Genomic DNA, 20,419 nt, shown 5'->3' on the forward strand with positions numbered 1-20,419 from the left:
TGCACTCGATATGACGTCGCTGATCGCGGCTGATATCGCAATAGCGCAGTTGCTTCCATGGCATGAAACGGAAGCGTTGAGACTAGCGTAACCAGAAAACTATTTTCGACCAATGGTACGGATGCAGTACCGTTCGAGACGGTGCGTTCAGGTGCAATGCATTGATCAAGGCTGTTCGGCATAGGAAGCGAAACATGTTCAACGAGAGATCCGGAAAGCATCTTTGGAAGGTGCTCTTTTCCGGAATTTCGAAGCATGTCGGATTGCCTTAATTGTGTTTAACGATACTGGAACTCATGCAATTTTTGGCATTCATGAGACGGGACTTTGCCCTGTCGTTTCCAATGCGGTTTGAGCATCGGCAGGCAGAGCTTTAATTGATAAACGATTGGAAAACAGGCATGTACATCCTTGTTTAACAGCAGGAAACGGTACGATTGTACCGGGTGTTCCAGTACGACCGCACCGCGCGCGCCCTGGATAAGGAATGATAAATTATGGCCTTAATGTCATCTGCATGATTGTTAATGCAGACCGGCTGAAGATCACGGTTCAAGTGTCGTGGATGGTCTTCAAGCCGTGCAGGTTTGATGCCGCAAAATTCAGGCAAAGCCACGAAAGCCTGTTTTTCTAAATCGAGGATTTCAAAATGCTGAGTTTTTCCAGATAGATTGCAGAAGTTTACGCGGAAGCGGAACAATCCGCTCCGGATGCATTTGCACAGATGCTGTGCCTGTCTGTCATGAAGGAATTCCATGCCAGCTACGTTGTGCTCGGTACTGAGAACAAGGTGTTTTATTCCAGTCCTGACCTGAAAATCGATACCGGCAAGGACTTTCCTTCCAGTTTCAGCGAACTTCGGCATTGCATCGCCGCCGCTATTGGAAGCGCCGAAGTCATATCCGGTGATGAAGGCAAGCCGTTCATCTTTCGGAGCAATCTTGCCTCGGAAGGAATTTTCTGCAGTTCAAGCCAGAACGCTGACGGCAAGCAGCATTGCTCCTTTACCGGCATGTTTTATGGCAATAATCAGAAAGACACTTCGGGTTTGCGTTGGCTGCTGGTCTGCTGTGACAAGTCCGATGGTCTAAGCGACCAGGCGAGCAGTCTCATGCAGGCATTATGGCCGCATCTGAACATGGCTATTACGCTCAACCTCGGCAAGGCCTTGAATCGCATCGATCCCGAGATGGCTGCCAGGAAAATGGCGCTGGTGAATTGGAACGGCATGATTGAAGTCGCCGATCCCGAATTCCTGACATTGCTTAAAGCGGAATGCATTCGCGAGCCCGCCGGCCGCATTCCATCCAGGGTATTGGAGGCGTTGGCCAGCGAGGGAGTCTTTCGGGGACAGGCAATGACCATCATCGCCAGAATCGAGGAGGACAAGCTGATCTGCCGCGCCGAATCCGTATCGGCACTCGATTCCCTCGGCTCGGTGGAAAAGGAAATAGCAAGGCATCTCGCCGAAGGCATGACTTACCGCGAGATTGCGAGCAAGCTTGGCAAATCGCCCAATACGGTCCGCAACCAGATCGCCAGCATCTATCGCAAGCTCGAAGTCGACTGCAAGGTCGCACTGATCACGCTGTTCAGCGACCAGTCTGACCGGAACATGGCTTTTTGCTGATGCATTCATGCGATATGGTTTTTCATCTGCTTCATCTGCTGTTTCTCGATCCGCTGCACCGGCAAACGCTCTCGTCCTGAAGCCGCCTTGACTGACACCTCTGCGATTGCATTCGCAGAGGCGCCGCACCGAACTCTTCCTTTCCCGCCTTTCACTTCTCTCACTTCTTTCACTTCTCCCTGCAGGAATAGCCCGGATAACACCTTGCAAGAACAATGGCAAGCGCTGCACCGTGCTATCCGTGTGGACCTGACATTTGCTTTGACATCAGTGCTTGTAATGATCAATCCCGAGGAAGGACTTGAGGCCGGTACGGTTGCCGCTGCTGCCCACGGCCGGCAGGCAACGCATCACATCCTTCGCCTGGCCAGCCTTGTCGGGCGCCGCAGCTACGCTGCGATGGTCGCCCTCATGGCCGTCCGGGATGCAAATGGAGGGGCGATCGAAAGGCGGGCGCTCGAAGCGAACCCTGTCGTCGGTCAGCGCAAGCAGAAATGACACGAGATTGCGCTTTTCGTCTTCCGTCAGGCCGAGCGGCTGCATGTCGGGCGCAAGATCGGCTGCATTCTCGTTCCGGAAATCGCCGCCGCGGTTATAGAAATCGACAACCTGCATCAGCGTGGCCTTGCCGCCGTTATGAAAGTATGGGCCGGTCAGTTCGACATTGCGCAGGCCCGGTGTCTTGAAGGCGCCTCGCGTACTGACATCGCCGTTGCCGCTCGGGCGCGGATATTTGCCTGGATCGAAGCCGTTGCCAAGCAGGCTTTCCTTGCCTTGGGCGTACATGAGCGTTTCGGACATCGGCAGCGCAAACGGGTCCGTCTCGCCGAGGCCGATGTCTTCCTCGGTCGGCCGGACGCCAATGTTGTAGAAACCGTTATCGTAGGTCTTGACGGCGGAGCCGGCCATCGCCATCGGCTCCAGACGCTCATTGATCACATTGCGGAAAGACGCATTCGTCATTGCCGCGCCGCTGTGGCAGTTGATGCACTTCGCCTTGCCCTGGAAGAGAATCAATCCCTGCTTTTGCGCCTCCGTCAGGGCGTTGCGGTCGCCGCTCGCGAAACGGTCGAACGGCGTATCGTCCGACACCAGCGTTTCCTGGTAAAGCTGCAGTGCGATCCCGAAATACAGGGCAAAGTTGGCCTCGAGCTGGCTCACCTGGTCGGTCGGCGTGGTCTTGTCCGGCACGCGAGAGGGAATGCTGCGGCGCAGATCCTGCGATGCGGTCTGACGTCCCGGCGGCATCCGAACGATCGACGGAGCATTCCAGTAAGGTGCCTTGAAGGCTTGCCGGATCAGCGAGGAGTACGGTGTCTTTCTCTTGTCGAACTTGCCAAGCACGCTGTCGGTTGGAGATATTTCCTGGTCCGTCAGCGGCACGCTGTCGAGCAGTTTTCGGCCCAGCATGGCAAAGGTGCGGCCGGCGCAGCTCATTTCATTGGCGCTGAGCGGCGGCCCCGAGCCCTGCGAAACCAGGGATGCGCCCGGCAGCGTCACCTGCTGCTGTCTTAGGAGGCCGTTTTCGTGCTTCCAGACCAGCGCAGTGGAGTTGCGCATGCCGAACGGATCGGCCCCGTTGGCGACATTGTTTGCCCGCCCATCCCAGAAATTGCGGAAGTTGAAGACGGCATTGATGACGGAAGGGCTGTTGCGCGGTGCGACGCGCCGGGTATTGATTCCGCCGATATTGAAGCCGGTACCGCCATGACCGATCGCATCGGACTCGCTGCTGCACTTATCTTCCTTGCCGCCACCTTCCGTCGAAGTAAAAGCCGTGGTGAACACACCCTGCGATCCGATCACGTCATTGGTGTCGGCAATGCGGGCCGACGCCGTGTCCAGCGGGGCTGGCAGGTACTTTGTCAGCGGAAAGTCCGCTTCGGTCAGCTGATAGTTCAGGCCGCCCAGCTGAAAGCTCTTGTCTCCCGCGAGCAGCCCCGGGTTGATCTGGTTCTTGCTGCGGTTGTCTGCGCCTGCATGGAAATGGCATGACGCGCAGGATGTCTTGTTGTCGCTGCCGACGCGCGTATCCCAGTACAGCAGCTTTCCCAGCCGGATTGCGGCCTGCTTGTCGGAAACGTACTCCGACAGCACCTCTTGCGGCAATCCTGGCACAGGCAGTGACTTTAACGGCGCCAGTTCTTCCGGCCGGTCCGCCACCTGCGCCTGCAGCGACTGATGCGCAAAGACCAGGACGGCTGCAGCCGCTCCCGTCAGCAGGCCGAACTGCATGAACTTGTGATGGCGGGGCATGACTTCGTATTCGATTGTCGCCTGGGCTTGCCGTGCGGAGCCGCCGGCCGGATCGATAGTCTCAGTGGCCGCAGGTTCGGCAGTGTGTCGTGTGTTCATGACGGATCATCCCGGGAAGAATTTCGGATAGCTGGTGCGCTTCGACAGGCCGCAGCAAGCTTGCGGGCGCGCCGGCAACAGGCGCGATATCGAGCATCGAGGTCCATCCTATAAGCCGCAGGTGCCGGCACCAATAGTGCAAATGCATGACTGGCGTCACGCAAGCCTCCAGGACATCGCTCTGGAGATCCGCGTTGCGCACTCGGTGCTTCCTTGCGGGGCGAAGTCATGCTGCTTTTCATTTGCACCGGAGGTATCTGAAATCTTGTCACCCAAATGCACTATTGGTTAGCGCATTGAAGCCCAATACCATTCAATCAACGCAATGCCTGACGCGCGCTGAAGACTGTCTGCGAAGCACATTGCGTCTTCCCCTGTGTTTAACCCCATCAGAAAGCGAAGCGATCGCCATGCTCACTACATCTCAAAGAATAATGCTTCCCTCATCTTTGGCTTCATATATCGCACTGCTGTCTTTACCGATGTCCGCACTGGCTGCCGACCTGGCTTCCGGAAGCAGCGCGGCCACCGTCACCCCGGCAGCCGAAGTTTCCAGTGCGCCTGCTGCAGCACAAGTGCTCCCGAATCCCTGGGGCACCGTCACGGCGGCCGCGAAGGATACGCCGCCGACGGCAAATGCCGCGCCTGCCGGCGCGCTTCCCGCGGCGGCGAGCGAAACCACGTCCTCATCATCAAAGGCCGCGCCGCCGGCCGCGTCGAAGTCGACGACGACAAGCGCCGCAGGCACGGCGACGTCGAGCGCAAGCGGCAGCCAGTCAACGACGGCTCCCGCCGCGGCGGCGACAGCTTCCTCTTCGTCCACCAATACGAATGCCGTCGCGACTGCCAAGCCGGCGAACCAGGGCACGACATCCCCTGTGCCGCCCGATACGAAAAGCGAAGGCAGCAAAGATGCAGCCAAGCCGGCAGCAACCGCACCGGTGACTACGTCGACCACGGCTGCCAAGACAACGCCTGCGGCTCCGGTTCAAGCTACCTCCTCACCGGCGGCCTCGACTGCGACGGCCCCGACTTCGACAGCAACGGCCGCCACACCTGCAAAGACGGCATCAACTCCTGTGGCAGCGCCCGTTACTACATCGGGAGCATCGGCTGCTCCTGCTACTCCGGTTACATCGGCTACTCCGGTTACATCGGCTACTCCGGTTACATCGGCTACTCCGGCTACATCGGCTACTCCGGCTACATCGGCTACATCGGCTACATCGGCTACATCGGCTACTCCGGTTACATCGGCTACTCCGGCTACATCGGCTACTCCGGCTACATCGGCTACATCGGCTACATCGGCTACATCGGCTACATCGGCTACATCGGCTACATCGGCTACATCGGCTACTCCGGCTACATCGGCTACATCGGCTACCCCGGCAACTCCCGCAACTTCTTCATCGACGGCCCCTGTCACCAGCGCTGCGTCACCGGGAACTAAAGCAACCACTACTACATCAGCGACTGGCTCTTCGCCAGGAACACCGGCCACCACCTCGCCTTCCGCATCCGCACCTTCCAAGCCCGTTACGAACCCACCTGTGCTGACTGCGCCTACCGTGCCGGTGTCGAACTCGGCAACTACGGCAAACACATCGAACAGTGCGGCGGCCACAGGTACTGCAGGACAAGCAGGACAAGCAGGACAAGCAGGACAAGCAGGACAAGCAGGAAAGGACGGCAAGCGGGATAAAATCATTCGCATCAAGCCTTCAACGCTGCCGCTGCCCCCGTTCCCTTCGGCACCGGTAGACCCAACCCCGGCTCCGGATACAAAGACGCCCGCAACCAAGGATGCCGTCTCTCCATCCGGGCCTTCGCAATCGCCCGCTGCTCCGACTGCGCCGACTGCCCCTGAGAAGGCCCCCGTTGCATTGCCGCCGGAGCTCGCCAACAACAAGCCGTCTCCCTGTGCACAGAAGAGCGACGGCAGCGACGCATCAAAGAGCGTCAAGACCCACCGCGGCTGCGAGGAACAGGTAAAGAAAGTGGAGCAGGAAGAAGTCGCTCGGGGAGCGCAGCCCAAGCCGTCGGCGACGGCCCGCTCGACGCCCACGTCGGAGACAGCCACCGTCATCGCCGGCAGCAACCGCGCCTCCGTCATCACTGCGCTTCCCCCGCCTGACCCGGCAGGACGCGTGCCTTATGGCCAGGACGCAAGCCAATACACGCTGACCTTCGCGGATGAATTCGACACCGAACTCAGTACGGCAGTATGGAATGACTATATCTGGTACGAAGCACCAAATCCGACGAAGAATTATGCAGTGGAAGACGGCGTGCTGAAAATATGGCCTCAACGCGATGCATCGGGCAATTTCTTCAACCGCACGCTCGACACCGACGGACGCTTCGCACAGACCTACGGCTACTTCGAGATCGAAGCCCGTCTGACTCGCGGGAAGGGAACCTGGCCTGCCTTCTGGCTGTTCAACCATATCGCTGATCGCCGGCCGGAGATCGATATCCTGGAAGCCTATCCGGGCGGCGAGGGATGGGGACGAATGGACTCTTCCGGTGTTCACATTCCCGATACGTTTGCGCCTACCGTCTGGCCTGCGGGAAATCAGGGTGAGAACCACGCGGGCACCAAGATGCACCAGACTGGCATGGATCTGTCGGCGGGATTCCACAAATATGCATTGAAGTGGGAACCCAATCGCCAGACCTTCTATTTCGACGGAAAGGAAGTATTGTCGGTCAATGTCAGCATGGGCGATCCGATGTACCTGCTGCTCGACCTCTGGTTCGGCAGTGCAAGCGGCACGCCCGACGACTCGACTCCGCAAGGCAAGAACAACGCATTCGAAGTCAATTATGTCCGTGTCTGGGCGCCCAATGAGTGAGCATCGAGGTCTGGCAAGGATTGCGTAGGGTTGTATTGCCCGGTCGGGATACAGGGTACCGGCCTGGGCAGACGCCCGGACATGGCCAAGGCATGCCGGGTTGGAGCTGCTGCATGAAATTGCGGCAGCTCTTTTTTTCATCGATCGCCGTCGATTGCCGTCGATCGTTTGATTGCGCGCGGCCGGCAAGCACTCTGCACAGAGCGAACCGGATGCGACGTCCTTGCGCCGCATCGGATGTGCATCGACGCACCGCAGGCACCGGGCATGAAAGCACTGAATGATTCGACCGTACTGCATCCGTACTATTGGCCTGTGTTGGCGATCGAACTACTCTTCTTAGCAAAGGGGCGCACTGTTTCAGCAACGAGCCGGCGACAGACTCCAGCATGAACGGCAGAGGCAGTGGATCCCTGGATGAAAACCTGGCTGTCAGCCGGTTCTACGCGCCAGGCAGCATTCAAACGACCGAAAGCTCGATCAGTTTAATGATTCGAACGGCGGCTGCGCCTTTGGCTGGCACAGTCACTTATTACCTGGTGTTTAACTGAGGATGCATCATGAAGAAACATGAAAGGTATTTCACTGTGTGGACTGCACGGAAAAGCGTTGTGGCCATCAATATCGGCGTGGCGTGCATGCTGGTCGCGTGCGGCGGTGGCGGCAGCGACGGATCGCAGACCAGCGGCACGACGCCGGGGACCACGGTCGCCAGCAAGAGCGGGCTCTTCGACGACGACATCCGTGCTCCGGCTGCGGCCGTTCCTGCCGTCCCTGCACCTGCCGTTACGCCGGCTGCGGCGCCCGCAGCGACTCCCGGTGCAACGGCGCCGGCGGCAGCCAGCACGACTGTCGTGGTTGGAAGAGTGACCGATACGACCAACCTGACGGTCAAGCGCGCCCGGTACGATGCCCGCCAGGCCAGCGTGCGCATCGACTATGCGGACAGCGATCTTAACCAGATCAAGCTCGGCATGGTGGTGGAAATCGAATCGGCAAGGAGCGCCGCCGATGCGGTTCCGACGGCGGTCTCGATCTCCGCGCACAGCTTCCTCAAGGGACGCCTCGATGCTTACGATGCCGTGCGTCGTGTATTGATCGTCAACGGCGTCACCATTAATGTGCCTGTCGATACGGTATTCGAAGGTTTCACCGGCCTGCTCGATACCACGCTGCGGGCCGGCGATTACCTTGAGGTGTACGGCTTCGCGGATGCAGCCGGCGGCGCGATCGCGACGCGGATCGAAAGGAAGACCGGCGGCGAAGATTTGCGCATGACAGGGGCGGTAGCGAATCTGAATACGAGCTTGAAAACATTCTCCCTTTACGGCAAGACGGTCAGCTACGGTAATGCCAAGGTAGAGGCCGAGGATTTCCCCAACGGCTTGATGAATGGCGCGATGGTCCGTGTCAAGGGCACGCAGACCGGCCAGGTTCTGTTTGCGGCAGAGGAAATCCGTTCAGCCGTCGATTCCTCGTCGTCTTCCAAGGATGGCCTGCGCACCGAGCAGGAAGGCGTCATTACCGATTACAAGGCGCTCGACAGCTTCATGGTGAACGGCTTGCAGGTCAATGCTGCTGGAGCCGAGACCAAGGGTGTGTTGCGCAACGGTACGAGGGCCGAGGTGGAAGGCGTGATGCGTCTCGGCGTGCTGGTGGCATCCAAGGTCGAAAGCAAGGACGCTGACGACAGTTTCGGCAAGAGCAAGCTCGAGGGCGTGATATCGAATGTCAATGCTGCCGCGAGGAGCTTCCAGGTCAACGGCGCGACAGTGACATGGAATTCTGCAACCGAGTTCGACGACGTTTCATCCGGGCAGCTGGCCGCCGGGATGCTGGTGGAGGTCGAAGGCACGGCTTCGCAGACGGGTCTCGTCGCAAGCAAGATCAAGCTCGATGACTGAGGTCGGGCAGGATGAGCCGGGACTGCACATTCCTTTCAATGAAAGAAGGAGCAGATATGAACAGAAGCCTGACGACATCAAGCATGCCGGCAATGTTTCGAATGTTACATCCGGCGAAAGTCATCGCGCTCGGCTTGCTGCTGGCCGGCTGCGGAGGCGGTGATTCTTCAAGCGGGTCGCTTGACGGCTTCGTTACCGCGGAAGAAGCGACTTTCAACAGCACCACGCATACGAGGGTTCTGTCGGCACCGCTGACGGTGGTGCCCAGGAAAACGGCTTCGGCGGCATTGCCAATGACCGCCGACAGCAAAGCCAGTGAAAAAATGGAGGACCGAAAATGCCAGCGGCAGGCCAGAACGAGCAGCCTCGCAGGCAAGCCACCCAAAGGCATTACAACGAGGGCGAGCATCCGCAGCGATGCCTGTGCCATTGACAGTGCAGACGGCGCGTCTGCGGGCTGATTCTCCTGAGGGAAGATCGGTCATCATTACTACTCTTGAGGAACTATCATGTTTACATTGAACAAGCGGCGCATCATCGTTCTCAGCGCATTGGCAGCAGCCGCCGGCACCGTGTCGGCAGGCGACTTATCGGTTGAAGGAAGAATTTCAAATATCGCTCCTGATCCGGCCAACCCCGGTGCGGTCAAACTGCAATGCAATGGAGTTGCCATCACCGTTCCACCCACCGCAACCGTCACAACGCCGACGAATTCAATCGGCTTGGCCGATCTCCTGACCACCATGACTTTTCCAGGCCGTTCCGTAGTCGGCTGGGACAAGGGAACCTGCATTATCGAGGGAACGAATACTGGTGAGGACAACGTGGCATCGTCGGTGTATGTGGAGCCTGCCGAAAACGTCATCGTCGGTGAGGTCTCGGAACCGGCCACCGCGACTACGCCCATGAAATTGCGTGGCGTGACCATCGTTCCGCTGACCAAGGAGAATACGGGCGGCCTGATGGTGATGAAGCCGCCGAAGAATGAATTCGGTGTCGAGATCAAGCTCGAGACAGTCCCCAAAGGCGATCTCAGTTCGGCCGAAGGTTACCTGAGCGATGACGGAAAGACGCTGTACGCTTATGTAATCGAAACCAGCGGCGGAGACCAGGCCGGCGATACGACGGCGCCTTTGGCGACCATACAGCGTGCCGATCTCGTCACGCGCAATGCCGCTACTTTCAATTACAAGGTGGAAGTCCGCGGCGGATGCACCTTCACGGGAACCGCCACCACGCAGACGGTCAATCTTGAAATTTTAAGCGGTACCAAACCGAGTACGACCGTTCCGAACACCACCGAACCGAACTGGATCAGAATGGACGTCGCCTGCACGCTCGATCCGGCGGCCCCGGGCAATGGCTTGTACCGCTACAAGAACGATAATTTCCGGGCGACAGCGGTGCCGACTGTAATCAGGGCGAAGGTCCAGAGTCCGCCTGCTCCAACAGGTTCGCCGGCCCCGGCTCCGTATCCATGGTCTGAATCCATTCCTTTATCAATCCGTTAGCCACACCTTGTCCTTATGAGGTTGGCTTCTGTCGGATCACGTCGCTACATCCATGCCGGCCGGGAGTCAGGTCATTGACCTCGGCCGGAAATAACTTTGCGTCTCCAACTCTCCAGTGGTCGACACAAGGACTTCTTGTATATCGCTGGAACAAGCGTTTCCAGTCCGATTTCCGGCTGTTTCCTTTCCTTGGCTTGCGTTATTGATTCCCTTTATTAGAGAACGCGGGCTCATCAACTGCTCGGCAATCCCTCTTCAACAAGTCAAGAGCAGAATGGCCTGTCTTGCTGGCCATGGCCATCTTGACGCAGTGAGGGCAATTCTTTCATTGCAGGATAGCTTCGCCCGTCAGGCCAAAAGTGGCACAACCTAAGCTGGCATAAAGCGGTCGCAACCTTGCTCCTTGCATCTAGAACCCTCCCTGTCTTCCTTGCAACGGATAGCCGTTCAAATTGCTTTAGGCCATTGGTCATGGAGGTCTAGCTGCTGCCGCATCTTGCTTGCAAGCAGCCGTAGACGCAAGGAGCAGCTCCGCCGGCTTTACTGAAATCAAAGAAGTGCAAAGCCGGCTTGTCAGGCTGTTCTTTATTTGCGAAATTTTCTAAATATCGTTTTGAATGTAATCGCAAATATCACACAATGTAGTTTGAATTCTAATAAAAAATATCGATATACCTATGGTTGCAAACATGCATGATCGCGGGGATATCAACAGACTGGTACGGAGCGATGTTGATGCACGGGAAATCAATGGACTCCGATTTATTCTGGCCTTCGCGGCGTTTCTCGGCTACTACGACAGTGTCTCAACAGAGACCAATTTCGTTCTTTTTGGATATGTGATCGTCGCAGCCGTACTTCTCATACCAGGTCTGTTAAGCAGCAAAAAGGCGAAATACCGCATGTTGTGGGTGGACATTGTTTTCTACTGCACTCTAGTGTGGGTCACTGTTCCGATTCTTTCCGTTCTCTTCCTGTTTTTTGTTTTTGCGATCGTTGTCGGTTCCTTCAGTTATGGCTTGAGTGAGGGACGACGAGTTACTTTTGCGACCGTTTGCCTCTATGGGATGCTTGTTATCCTTTACGAGTGGAATCAGGAGATTCCGTGGGATCGTCTTCTATTGCGATGTACGTTTCTATTGGGAATCGGCTTATTGATTTCTTATTGGGGCGGTGCCGAAAAGTCGCTGAAGGACTATCTTAATGTTCTCAAGGAAGTCACACGTCTTTCGAATCCGCGCTTTGGAGTCAATCTCAGTACGATCACCGTCTTGCGCAAGATTAAGGAACACTTTCAGGCCGACATATGCCTGATGGTTTCATATCAGCACGAGACGCTGAGCTACCAGTTCAGGCAGACCGGGACAACCCGGGAGCAGATAGAGCCGGAACCGCTGCCGGCAGGACTTCAGCCGCTGCTGCTTGCCTACCAAAAAAACGAAATCGTATTGCATACCTATAATCGTTTGGGCAAGGTGCACTCCATATACAGCGTATTCGATGATGGGGGATGGCATGCGGGCGACCGGAAACTGAGTCAAGGGATTGCCGATTTTCTTGAAGTGCGCTCTTTCATTTCCGTTCCCATTCCTTCGGCAAAGGGAGCGGGGCGCGTGTTCGTTGCAGCCAAACGCAAGCGTTATAAAAAGGAAGATGTCGTACTCCTCCAGCAGATCGCCGACCAGGCGTTTACCGTTTTGCAGCAGCTTGAACTGGTCGACCGACTGGCTTCCGATGCGGCGCGCGAAGAGCGCAAGCGCATCGTCGGCGATCTGCATGACAGTACCATTCAGCCTTACATCGGCCTGAGGATGGGACTGGATGGCGTTTGCCGCAGGGCTACCGAGGACAACCCGCTGTATCCTCATCTGCACGGCTTGCGCGAAATGACAGCCCATGTCATCTCCGATCTGCGCAAGTACGTGGCTGATCTCAATAGCGGAAACCGCGGGGTAAGGGAATCGCTGTATGGTGCCCTGAACCGCCAGGTCGAAAAATTCGCTGCCTACTATGGTCTGCACGCGCAGATTGAAGTCGATGAACACCTGGTGGTTGCCGATCGACTTACCGTCGAAATTCTGCAGATGATCGCCGAAGGACTCAGTAACGTCTACAAGCATACCAATGCCAGGACGGCGACCGTTCGCGTTGCCGCACACAAGAATGCCCTGATGGTCGAGATCGTCAATCAAGGCGAACCGGCCACCGACAAGCTCTTCGTCCCGGGATCGATTGCACGCCGGGCGGAATCGCTTGGGGGTACGGTGCTGATCAAGGCAAAGTCCAATGCAACAACGGTCAGAATAAGCATACCAATGTGATGGAGGAAGAATGGGCGAGCCGATAACGATTCTTCTGGTTGACGACCACAAGACTGTTCTGTGGGGGCTGCAGCAATTGATGGAAAGCCAGGGCTCGAGACTCAAGGTGGTCGGCCTTGCTTCCGAACCCAAGGAGGCCATGGCGCTGGCATCGTCACTCAATCCCGATGTGATTCTTCTTGATATCGATCTGGGCCAATGGAACTCGCTTGATCTGCTGCCTGAGTTCAAGAAATGCGGCCAGTCGAATATCCTGATGATTACCGGTGTGCGCGATCAGTTGATCCTCGACGATGCGATTGCTCGCGGTGCGCGCGGCGTGGTGCGCAAGGAGGAGTCGACTGACATTCTGTTGCGGGCGATCGAAAAAGTGGCGGCAGGACAGATATGGGTCGATCGGGAATCCACGGCGCGGGTTTTCGACTCCTTGATTGAAAAGGAAACCAAAAAGTCTTTCGAGGAGGAACGGCTACTGACGCTGACACCGAAGGAACGCAAAGTCATTGAAGTCCTGCTCAGCGATTCCACGGCGCCGAACAAGGTGCTGGCGGAGCGCGCGACCATGAGTGAATTTACGTTTCGCAACCATCTGAGTTCCATTTATCAGAAATTGCAGGTCGAGAATCGGCTCGGCCTGTACGTATTTGCAAGCAAGCACTATCGCTAGAGCCTGGCTTGAAAAAGCCTTGCACGGTTCTGCGCCATCTCGACCTCTGTCCGCGCCCGATGGTGCATCCCTGCTTGCTTCGCATTCCGTGGAAACGGATGCCTTGTACCGCTGAAATGTTGGCTGCAATGACTTTGCCAAGGCTTGCGCCGGCTTGCCGAAAATGATTCTTCTTTGACTGCGCTGCGAGTACAGGTGTACTGATCATACCCAGTGCATTTGTACCGGTCATTTCGGTACACCGCACCCTTATCCGCTTTTCCCTTTAAGCCTATTCTCTTTTCCACGGCCTGCCTTTGTTTGTCCGGATGTTTGGAAAAGAAAATGACTAACGTACATGAATTCTCAGAAGTGGTCTCTGCGCTCAATGCTGCTGCCCAGGCAAAGTCGGCGAGCGATTTTGCGGCGGAGGCAGCCGATGCGTTACGCAGGCTCATCAACTTTGACAAGATTGCATTCGGTATCGAAGGCCGCTCCATCGCTCCTGGTACCTGTGTCGCTCAACAGCAGACTTGCCGATACCGGCGCGTGAGGGGACGTGTCCGGCGATGGAACATTCCGGTAAAGCCGGTGATCCTGAACCGTGCCATTGATGACGGTGGCCAGCATGTCGCGGCCGTCACATGGCTTGTCGAGGGGACTCGTGCAGATCGACGAAATGAAGAAATGAGTGCACCGCACGGAGTGCGCCAGACGCTGTTTCATATCGATCGCTCCCATGCCGGACAGGTCGGGAACTGGATGGCGGTGATCAAGCGGGTCAACGACGGTTTTGATGACCAGAATGTGCTCTTGCTCCGCGCCGTCTGGCCGCATGTGCTGCGCGCCTTCCGTGCCAATCTCGCCAGGCAGCTGGACATCAATGACACGCGCCATGAGCAAAGATCGCTTGCGCTGATCAGCCGGCGGGGAAAGGTATCGGTGGCCGACAAGCGGTTTCAGGCTCTGTTCAACAAGGAGTGGCCCGAAGTGAATGGTCGCTCGCTGCCGCCGCTCGCAATGTTTGACTTGCTCGGCAAGCGATCCTTCGAAGGCAAGGCCATCAGTATCGTGGTCAAGCAGCAGATAGGCCAGGACATACTGGTCTGCGAAGCCGTGTCGCTGTCAATTTTGCACACGCTGGGACCAGCGGAAAGAGTCGTTGCCCACAGCCTGAAGGAGGGATTGGGCTACAAGGAGATTGCGCTCAAGATGGGAACCTCCCCGAACACCGTCAGAACGCAGATCTCCCGCATTTACAAGAAACTGGAAGTGCATGACAAGAGCGCATTGGCAAAACTGCTGGCGGCGGCATAGCGATGGCAGAGGAAGGTCCGCAGCGCAATAGCAGACACCCCCACTGCGCAAAACATGAGAGACGATGCGTGCTTTGGTACCGGTGAGGCGCAACCGGTTCTGTGGTACGAAGTGCATGCACGAGAGCATGACCGCTCTAACCGAATCGGTCGAACCAAGACTTGATGGATGATCTGAGCGCACTGGACACATGCACAGTCGATAATCATGGGATATCCGGGCGAAACAACGACTGCCAGCTCCCGACCGATGGGGGATGCAACTCGCGCTGGCGACCTTGGGAAATTGATGTTGCGAGCGGCGGTGGCAACGCTGCTGCTGTTTCATCGGTATTGCCTGATGTACGAAGGCTTCGTTACGGTCATGGTGGCCTTGAATGAAAATGACGTGGCGGCATTTCAGACCTGTATCGTCTACGTCGGTGAAGTCCTTGCTCCACTGATGGTGCTGTTCGGCATATGGACCCGGATGGCGGCATTGATCATCACCGTCAACATGTTCCTTTCCATCCTGGTGACGCCCAGCCGGCAATTCGCGGGGCTGCCTGCTTTCGCTGGCTGGCGCCTGGAATTGCAGGCTTTTTTCCTGATCCTCTCGATTGCCATCGCATTGTTCGGCGCAGGAAAATACAGCATCGGCGGGACCTTGGGCCGATGGAATTGAGTCGACAGGCGAAGTTGAACGCTGCAGAACAAGACATCGTCGGGGCGGTCCTTCTCCTCCATTGAAAATCTCCCGGAGATCGCGTCCCGGATCTCATCAGGTGCAGATCAGGCTCGGTGACAAGCACTGCCTGATCCGAATCTTCAGCATTGGACTGACGGATACCTTCAGTGCCCTGCGATTGGTTTTCAGGGAAGCGTTACCATTGCGTTCCATACCGCTCTCAAGGCCAGCATATTCTGGTAGCTGCCTGGCGACTTCAAGACTTTGGACCCTATGGAAACCCTGAACAGTATCGAATGCTTCGTTCGCACTGCCGAAGCCGGCAGTTTTTCCGAGGCCGCGCGCCGGCTCGGCCTGACGTCAGCCGCCGTGGGCAAGAATGTCGCCAAACTTGAAACCCGGGTGGGCGTGCGGCTGTTTCACCGCAGTACGCGCAAGCTCTCGCTCACGGAAGCCGGGCAGAATTTTCTTGAGGAAGTGCGGGGCGGCCTCAGCACCATCCAGGGCGCGGTTGCGAACCTGGCGGGCGCCGATGGAGAGCCGGCGGGTACGCTTCGCGTCAGCATGGGCACCACCTTCGGGCTGACTTACATCGTCCCGCTGCTGGATGAGTTCCTGCGGTGCCATCCGCGCATCACGCCCGACTGGCATTTCGATAACCGGCCCGTGGATCTGATTGCGGAGAACTTCGATGCGGCCATCGGCGGCGGCTTCGACATCCCGCAAGGCGTGGTTGCCCGCGAACTCGGGCCCGCGCACCGGGTGCTGCTTGCGTCGCCGGCTTATCTTGCGCGGTGCGGCCCCATTCATTCGCCAGCCGACCTGCAGGCCTGCGACGGCATCCTGGTACGCTCTCCGCAGACCGGGCGGGTACGGCCCTGGTCCCTGCGCAACCGGGCCGGTGACCAGGCGCCGATCGCACTGCGCCAGCGCATGACCATGAGTGATCCCGAGGCGGTTTGCCGCATTGCGGAAATGGGCATGGGCATCGCGCTGGCCGGCATGCCGCATGCGCTTCCCTTTCTGGAAAGCGGCCGCCTGATGCGCGTCCTGCCCGGCTGGCATGTCGATACCGGCATGCTGGCTCTGTATTTTCCCGCGCAGCGGCTATTGCCGGCGAAGACACGGGTCTTCGTCGACTTCATCATTGCGCGCTTCCGCGAAGACAAGCTCGGCCAGCGCTTCAATGCATCGTCGGCCTGAGTACGGTGGCGGGCTTCGGTTGCCGGTGGTAACGGCGGAAAGCGCGGGATCAGCGTTCCGCGTAATGCGAAGCGGATTGGGGAAGGCGGGCGTCGCGGTGCGAAACCAGGGCGTGGAAATCGGCGTTCCGGTGCGGGTGCGGCACCCGGAATTTCATTGGCAGGCCGTCGCGCAGCACTGCCTTCAGCTCCCTGATGCTCATTCCGGTCGATTCGTGAATGACGATCAGCATGATGTCGCTGAAGGGCGCGCGGCCGCTGCGGATCTTGCTGATGACAGGCCGCGAAACTTCGAGGGCCCTGCTGAGTGCGGCGTCGTTCTTGAGCCCCTGGTCGCGAATGATCATGTCGAACAGGTCGTTTGCATTGCGTACTTCCGGCGCCATCTCGTTTTTCATTTTATCTTTCAGACGTTTTGCTTTATCGGTTGCCTGAGCCGGCGGACGAAGAGAGCATGCCGGTGGAGGCTTTCCGATATTGATCCAGGAAGCCGCGCGGTGGAGAAACAGTTACCAATTATTTCAATTGGGCAATAAAAAGCCGGCGACTGGACAGGCGTGCCGAAGTCCGGCACACCGTCCGCCGCCGCGAACCTTGGCTCGCGGCTACCGCCGGTGCGGCTCGGGCGCGATCAGCAGCGTGCAGGAAATCCGCTCGATCAGGGTGGCGTCCGTCGAGCCTCGCCACCAGCGGGCGGCCCATGAATGGTGGCGGCCATGCCCGACGATCAGCAGCTCGATGCCCAGTTTTCGAACCGTTTCTTCGATCACGGCGACCGGTTCGCCGACTTCGAGATGAACAATCGGGGCCAGGCCGGCCTCCTGCAGTATCTTCAGCCCCAGGCTCAGTTCGCGGTCCATCTTCTTCTTGTCTGCCGCGATCTGTTCATCCGGATTGAAGCTGGCAGGCGTCCCGAAATCGCCCACGATGGGCGGAGTGGGGTCATTGATGACACCCAGCAAATGGATTTCTGCGCTTGCATCAGGATTCAGGCGAATGCATTCATGCAATGCGGACGCGCTCTCGGGTGTGCCGTTATAGGCAACCAGGATCTTTCGATACATAACCGCCCCCGTCATGTGAAGGACCTGCTTGAAGTATATGTCCTGCATCGCCAAGTTCCAGTGCCGGAATTCCCGTTCCACTCCGCCTTGTATCCGGCGGGAGGGCATGACGGTCGCGCGTGGGAAAACTCAACGCGGGCAGACGGCATCCGCTCCTTGTTGACCGAAATCATGCCTTCTTCAGCAGAAGGAAGACCCGCCCGACAACAACACTATTCTGTAAACATGAAGTATGCGCCGCTCCTCTTTACTCATCACTCCTCAGGCATCGCGGCCAGGCAAGGCATGACCTGAGCCTGTGGAGTTTCGAGCGGCGCAGGCGCGTCCAGGTAGAACGGACCGGAAACGGTACGGCACATCATAAAAATCATCATCAGGCGAGCAGGGAACTCGCTTTGCAATCAGTTGGCAAGGAGGTAATGATGGATAAGGCACCGCAATCGCGCATTGGCGAAATGAGCGTGATGAACCGTTCCGGTCACACGCAGTTGAAGTGGCACATGGACAGTCTCAAAGAGACTGCCGCGGCCGAAGATGTGTTCAATCAGCTGATCGGAAAAGGTTATTCCGCATTCGGTTCGAAAACCAAGGCGGCGCCCAAGCATGCGATCCATGAATTCGATTCGAGCATGGAAGACGTCGTGCTGGTACCGCGGATCATCGGCGGTTGAATCATGCCCGCCGTGAACGCGCTATGGCGTTCCCTGTGCCGGCATATCGTCGGGCCCGGCCGGGGCGGTGCGTCGGCCGCCCGCGCCGATCTCACTGAAGAAGACAGCGCACGCCGCGCCGCCCAATCTCTCTCGCGCAGCAGGTTCAGGCGATTCTTCCGGCTCTGCGACACTATCAAGGAATATTTTCTGCATGCGCAGCGCAAGAATGCACAGGCCTGGCAGGATGCGCTGCAGAAGGAACGCCGGGCAAAGCGCCGCTCGCTTTGTCTACTGCTGAAACTGCTCAGTGACGAGCAGCGGCGGGAGTTCCGCAGGTCGAGGCAGTTTCATGTCATCGGCGGCTGCACCGGCGTGCGGTATCGCATTCGGGTCGATCCATTCTCGAATATCGACGTCCTCTATCCGAATGGCACGGTGAAGCACCAGTTGTGCGTTCATCCCACGGGCGAGGTTCCGATATACGACAAGCTGGCGGCGCAGATGCTGTATCTGCAGGATGCGACCACCGAGAGGCGGCTCTTGCGCAAGGCGAACATCCTCCCCGCGCGGGCAGGAAGCTACGTGTCTTCGAGCGCTGCGGCATGGCACTGAGGGAATGCCTGCGCAGCGATATCCAGACAGTCGCTTGGGTCCGGAAAGTCTGCGCATGACATGTCAGTGCGCAGGCGCAGGCATGGACGCAGACGCGGAGACTGGTTCAGATGAGGATGCCGGGTCGAGTGCAAACCTATACTGGTTCTTTCCGCTGTTTTTCGCCTGGTTCAACGCCTGGTCTGCGGAATTGAGCAAATCGCCGGAGCAGGTGCCGTTGCCGGGGTAGAGGCTGATCCCAATGCTTGTCGATATGCTGACGGTCCTGCCCTTGATTGAATACGGCTTCGAAATCGCTTCCACCAGCGTCCCGGCGATATGGGCGGCAGTGGCCGGCCCGTCCAGTTCCGGAACCACCACGATGAATTCGTCTCCGCCGATGCGCGCTACGGTGTCGCTCGCGCGAATGCTCGCCTTCAGGCGCCTGGCCACATGCTGCAGCAGTTCATCTCCGGCATCGTGGCCGATCGTGTCGTTCACTTTCTTGAAACCATCAAGGTCCATGTACATCACAGCGAGCGACTTGCAGTCCTTGCCGGCGTTGCCGATGTGGGCATCGAGCCTGTCCTGGAGCAGCCTGCGGTTCGGGAGGCCTGTCAAGGCATCATGGTTTGCGAGGTAACGCATCTCCGCCAGGGAATTTGCCGCATGATGCATGAACCTTCTTACCCGGCGGTACTGCCAGACGGCGCCGCCGAACAGGAAAAAGGTCACGGCGGCGAGCATGCTCCAGATCTTGCCGTAGGCATTGTCCCGGACAAGCAGCGCTTCGTTGAGAAGCGTATTTTCGTGATTCTCCATTTCCTTGAGCATGTCGTTGACGCGCTCGGTCTCGAGATTGTCCTGCTCGGACGACATCAGCAGTTGTGCCGACCGCATGTTGCCGGCTTCCCGCATCTCGACGAGGAACTGCAGAGTGGCTAGCCTGGCTTCCACGCGTTCTTCAAGTTGTACCGCTCTTTTCCGCTGCAAGGGGTCCTTGGATACCAGGGCATGAACCAGATCTGTCGTCCAGCGCACTTCTTCGACCGCGGCGACATAGGGCGCTACCGAAAGCTCGCTGCCTGCGATATACCCGCGCTCGCTTTTCTCCGCATTGCCGAGGTGAATCTGCAGCTTGTTGAATGTCGCGATCAGTTCATGATTGCGGGCTTTGAGGGTAGCCGCACTTTTGAAGTCGGAAATGATGTCGAACATCGACCAGCCGATTAGCAGAGCCAGCAAGCCGGCCATCACGACTCCCGATAACAGCGTCATGAGGGCCAGCTTGTTTTGCGTGCTGACCACTTCGCGTTCGTTCAGGCTGGACCGGACTGGAACTGCGCCGGTGCCTGCATGCCGATATTGCAGTTTCATACTGCTTTCTTCTCCCATGTTTTCGTTGGACTCGCTGGAAAAGCGCCTTGCCAGCGGTGTACCAAGCTTATTCAATGTTACCCATGGGACATTGATCTTAGGAAATAAATTCCTTTTTTACACAATTTGTTACTCATTCGCCATGTGTGTCTGCAACAGGAGGTATCGTCAAATGTTGTGGATAGACGGTGATTGATCAGGCGGCGGCCAGCTGCTGATGCTCACGAACTCCATCGACAAACTTCACTCCTCGAATCACCTCTGCCAGCCAGGTGAATCCCTTCAAACGCCGGAACGATTGCTCGGCGCAGATAGCCAGCTTGA

Annotated in this window: 17 protein-coding genes; 12 read left to right on the forward strand and 5 right to left on the reverse strand. The window is 57.6% G+C overall.

Annotated features, from left to right (window positions below; genetic code table 11):
• Positions 1–724: 724 nt before the first annotated feature.
• A complete protein-coding gene (locus IGW03_RS30740; RefSeq protein ID WP_194726281.1) occupies positions 725–1,630 on the forward strand; it encodes a helix-turn-helix transcriptional regulator in 906 nt (301 codons plus the stop codon).
• A gap of 267 nt (positions 1,631–1,897) precedes the next feature.
• Here IGW03_RS30740 and IGW03_RS30745 read toward each other — a convergent pair whose 3' ends face one another.
• Complete coding sequence (locus tag IGW03_RS30745) at positions 1,898–3,985, reverse strand: cytochrome-c peroxidase (protein ID WP_228536204.1); 2,088 nt, start codon at positions 3,983–3,985, stop codon at positions 1,898–1,900.
• A 376-nt stretch (positions 3,986–4,361) separates the two neighbouring features.
• On the opposite strand from IGW03_RS30745, the gene IGW03_RS38405 reads away from it, so the two are divergent.
• The 3 genes from IGW03_RS38405 (at position 4,362) to IGW03_RS30755 (ending at position 8,747) form a co-directional block, all read left to right on the forward strand.
• Complete coding sequence (locus IGW03_RS38405) at positions 4,362–5,438, forward strand: hypothetical protein (RefSeq protein WP_228536205.1); 1,077 nt, start codon at positions 4,362–4,364, stop codon at positions 5,436–5,438.
• 433 nt (positions 5,439–5,871) lie between these two features.
• Positions 5,872–6,843, forward strand: coding sequence for a glycoside hydrolase family 16 protein (locus IGW03_RS38410; protein ID WP_228536206.1), 972 nt, complete (start codon positions 5,872–5,874; stop codon positions 6,841–6,843).
• A gap of 560 nt (positions 6,844–7,403) precedes the next feature.
• Positions 7,404–8,747 carry a DUF5666 domain-containing protein gene (locus IGW03_RS30755; RefSeq protein WP_194726283.1) on the forward strand — a complete coding sequence of 448 codons (1,344 nt, stop codon included), beginning with the start codon at positions 7,404–7,406 and terminating at the stop codon, positions 8,745–8,747.
• On the opposite strand, the gene IGW03_RS30760 is transcribed toward IGW03_RS30755, so the two are convergent.
• Complete coding sequence (locus tag IGW03_RS30760) at positions 8,731–9,177, reverse strand: hypothetical protein (RefSeq protein WP_194726284.1); 447 nt, start codon at positions 9,175–9,177, stop codon at positions 8,731–8,733. The two genes, IGW03_RS30755 and IGW03_RS30760, sit on opposite strands and share 17 nt — an antisense overlap.
• Before the next feature lie 79 nt (positions 9,178–9,256).
• Between IGW03_RS30760 and IGW03_RS30765 the strand changes: the two genes are divergently transcribed.
• From IGW03_RS30765 to IGW03_RS30790, 6 genes are all read left to right on the forward strand, one after another.
• Positions 9,257–10,258, forward strand: coding sequence for a hypothetical protein (locus IGW03_RS30765; RefSeq protein WP_194726285.1), 1,002 nt, complete (start codon positions 9,257–9,259; stop codon positions 10,256–10,258).
• A gap of 677 nt (positions 10,259–10,935) precedes the next feature.
• Positions 10,936–12,579: a GAF domain-containing sensor histidine kinase gene (locus IGW03_RS30770; RefSeq protein WP_194726286.1), complete on the forward strand. Its 1,644-nt coding sequence runs from the start codon at positions 10,936–10,938 to the stop codon at positions 12,577–12,579.
• A 10-nt stretch (positions 12,580–12,589) separates the two neighbouring features.
• Positions 12,590–13,246, forward strand: coding sequence for a response regulator transcription factor (locus IGW03_RS30775; protein WP_194726287.1), 657 nt, complete (start codon positions 12,590–12,592; stop codon positions 13,244–13,246).
• A gap of 324 nt (positions 13,247–13,570) precedes the next feature.
• Positions 13,571–14,542: a helix-turn-helix transcriptional regulator gene (locus IGW03_RS30780; RefSeq protein ID WP_194726288.1), complete on the forward strand. Its 972-nt coding sequence runs from the start codon at positions 13,571–13,573 to the stop codon at positions 14,540–14,542.
• 288 nt (positions 14,543–14,830) lie between these two features.
• Positions 14,831–15,205 carry a DoxX family protein gene (locus tag IGW03_RS30785; protein ID WP_194726289.1) on the forward strand — a complete coding sequence of 125 codons (375 nt, stop codon included), beginning with the start codon at positions 14,831–14,833 and terminating at the stop codon, positions 15,203–15,205.
• A 276-nt stretch (positions 15,206–15,481) separates the two neighbouring features.
• On the forward strand, positions 15,482–16,411 hold the full coding sequence (locus IGW03_RS30790; protein WP_194726290.1) for a LysR family transcriptional regulator: 930 nt from the start codon (positions 15,482–15,484) through the stop codon (positions 16,409–16,411).
• Positions 16,412–16,460: 49 nt separating this feature from the next.
• On the opposite strand, the gene IGW03_RS30795 is transcribed toward IGW03_RS30790, so the two are convergent.
• Positions 16,461–16,808: a helix-turn-helix domain-containing protein gene (locus IGW03_RS30795; protein WP_194726291.1), complete on the reverse strand. Its 348-nt coding sequence runs from the start codon at positions 16,806–16,808 to the stop codon at positions 16,461–16,463.
• A gap of 207 nt (positions 16,809–17,015) precedes the next feature.
• Entirely contained in the window at positions 17,016–17,474 is a 459-nt protein-coding gene (locus tag IGW03_RS30800) for a universal stress protein (protein ID WP_194726292.1), read from the reverse strand.
• Positions 17,475–17,593: 119 nt separating this feature from the next.
• Between IGW03_RS30800 and IGW03_RS30805 the strand changes: the two genes are divergently transcribed.
• Both IGW03_RS30805 and IGW03_RS30810 read left to right on the forward strand, forming a co-directional pair.
• Positions 17,594–18,145 carry a hypothetical protein gene (locus IGW03_RS30805; RefSeq protein ID WP_194726293.1) on the forward strand — a complete coding sequence of 184 codons (552 nt, stop codon included), beginning with the start codon at positions 17,594–17,596 and terminating at the stop codon, positions 18,143–18,145.
• Between the two features lie 3 nt (positions 18,146–18,148).
• Entirely contained in the window at positions 18,149–18,739 is a 591-nt protein-coding gene (locus tag IGW03_RS30810; RefSeq protein ID WP_194726294.1) for a hypothetical protein, read from the forward strand.
• A gap of 63 nt (positions 18,740–18,802) precedes the next feature.
• Here the strand turns inward: IGW03_RS30810 and IGW03_RS30815 are convergent, their stop codons facing one another.
• Positions 18,803–20,095, reverse strand: coding sequence for a diguanylate cyclase domain-containing protein (locus tag IGW03_RS30815; protein WP_194726295.1), 1,293 nt, complete (start codon positions 20,093–20,095; stop codon positions 18,803–18,805).
• Positions 20,096–20,419 lie beyond the last annotated feature (324 nt).

The sequence above is a fragment of the Noviherbaspirillum malthae genome, assembly GCF_015352985.1.
Lineage (GTDB): Bacteria > Pseudomonadota > Gammaproteobacteria > Burkholderiales > Burkholderiaceae_D > Noviherbaspirillum > Noviherbaspirillum malthae.

Coding starts and splice junctions, on each gene's coding strand:
- IGW03_RS30740 (WP_194726281.1), top strand. CDS start 725: ATGCTGTGCCTGTCTGTCATGAAGGAATTCCATGCCAGCTACGTTGTG.
- IGW03_RS30745 (WP_228536204.1), bottom strand. CDS start 3,985: ATGAACACACGACACACTGCCGAACCTGCGGCCACTGAGACTATCGAT.
- IGW03_RS30755 (WP_194726283.1), top strand. CDS start 7,404: ATGAAGAAACATGAAAGGTATTTCACTGTGTGGACTGCACGGAAAAGC.
- IGW03_RS30760 (WP_194726284.1), bottom strand. CDS start 9,177: ATGGCACAGGCATCGCTGCGGATGCTCGCCCTCGTTGTAATGCCTTTG.
- IGW03_RS30765 (WP_194726285.1), top strand. CDS start 9,257: ATGTTTACATTGAACAAGCGGCGCATCATCGTTCTCAGCGCATTGGCA.
- IGW03_RS30770 (WP_194726286.1), top strand. CDS start 10,936: ATGGTTGCAAACATGCATGATCGCGGGGATATCAACAGACTGGTACGG.
- IGW03_RS30775 (WP_194726287.1), top strand. CDS start 12,590: ATGGGCGAGCCGATAACGATTCTTCTGGTTGACGACCACAAGACTGTT.
- IGW03_RS30780 (WP_194726288.1), top strand. CDS start 13,571: ATGACTAACGTACATGAATTCTCAGAAGTGGTCTCTGCGCTCAATGCT.
- IGW03_RS30785 (WP_194726289.1), top strand. CDS start 14,831: ATGTTGCGAGCGGCGGTGGCAACGCTGCTGCTGTTTCATCGGTATTGC.
- IGW03_RS30790 (WP_194726290.1), top strand. CDS start 15,482: ATGGAAACCCTGAACAGTATCGAATGCTTCGTTCGCACTGCCGAAGCC.
- IGW03_RS30795 (WP_194726291.1), bottom strand. CDS start 16,808: ATGAAAAACGAGATGGCGCCGGAAGTACGCAATGCAAACGACCTGTTC.
- IGW03_RS30800 (WP_194726292.1), bottom strand. CDS start 17,474: ATGTATCGAAAGATCCTGGTTGCCTATAACGGCACACCCGAGAGCGCG.
- IGW03_RS30810 (WP_194726294.1), top strand. CDS start 18,149: ATGCCCGCCGTGAACGCGCTATGGCGTTCCCTGTGCCGGCATATCGTC.
- IGW03_RS30815 (WP_194726295.1), bottom strand. CDS start 20,095: ATGAAACTGCAATATCGGCATGCAGGCACCGGCGCAGTTCCAGTCCGG.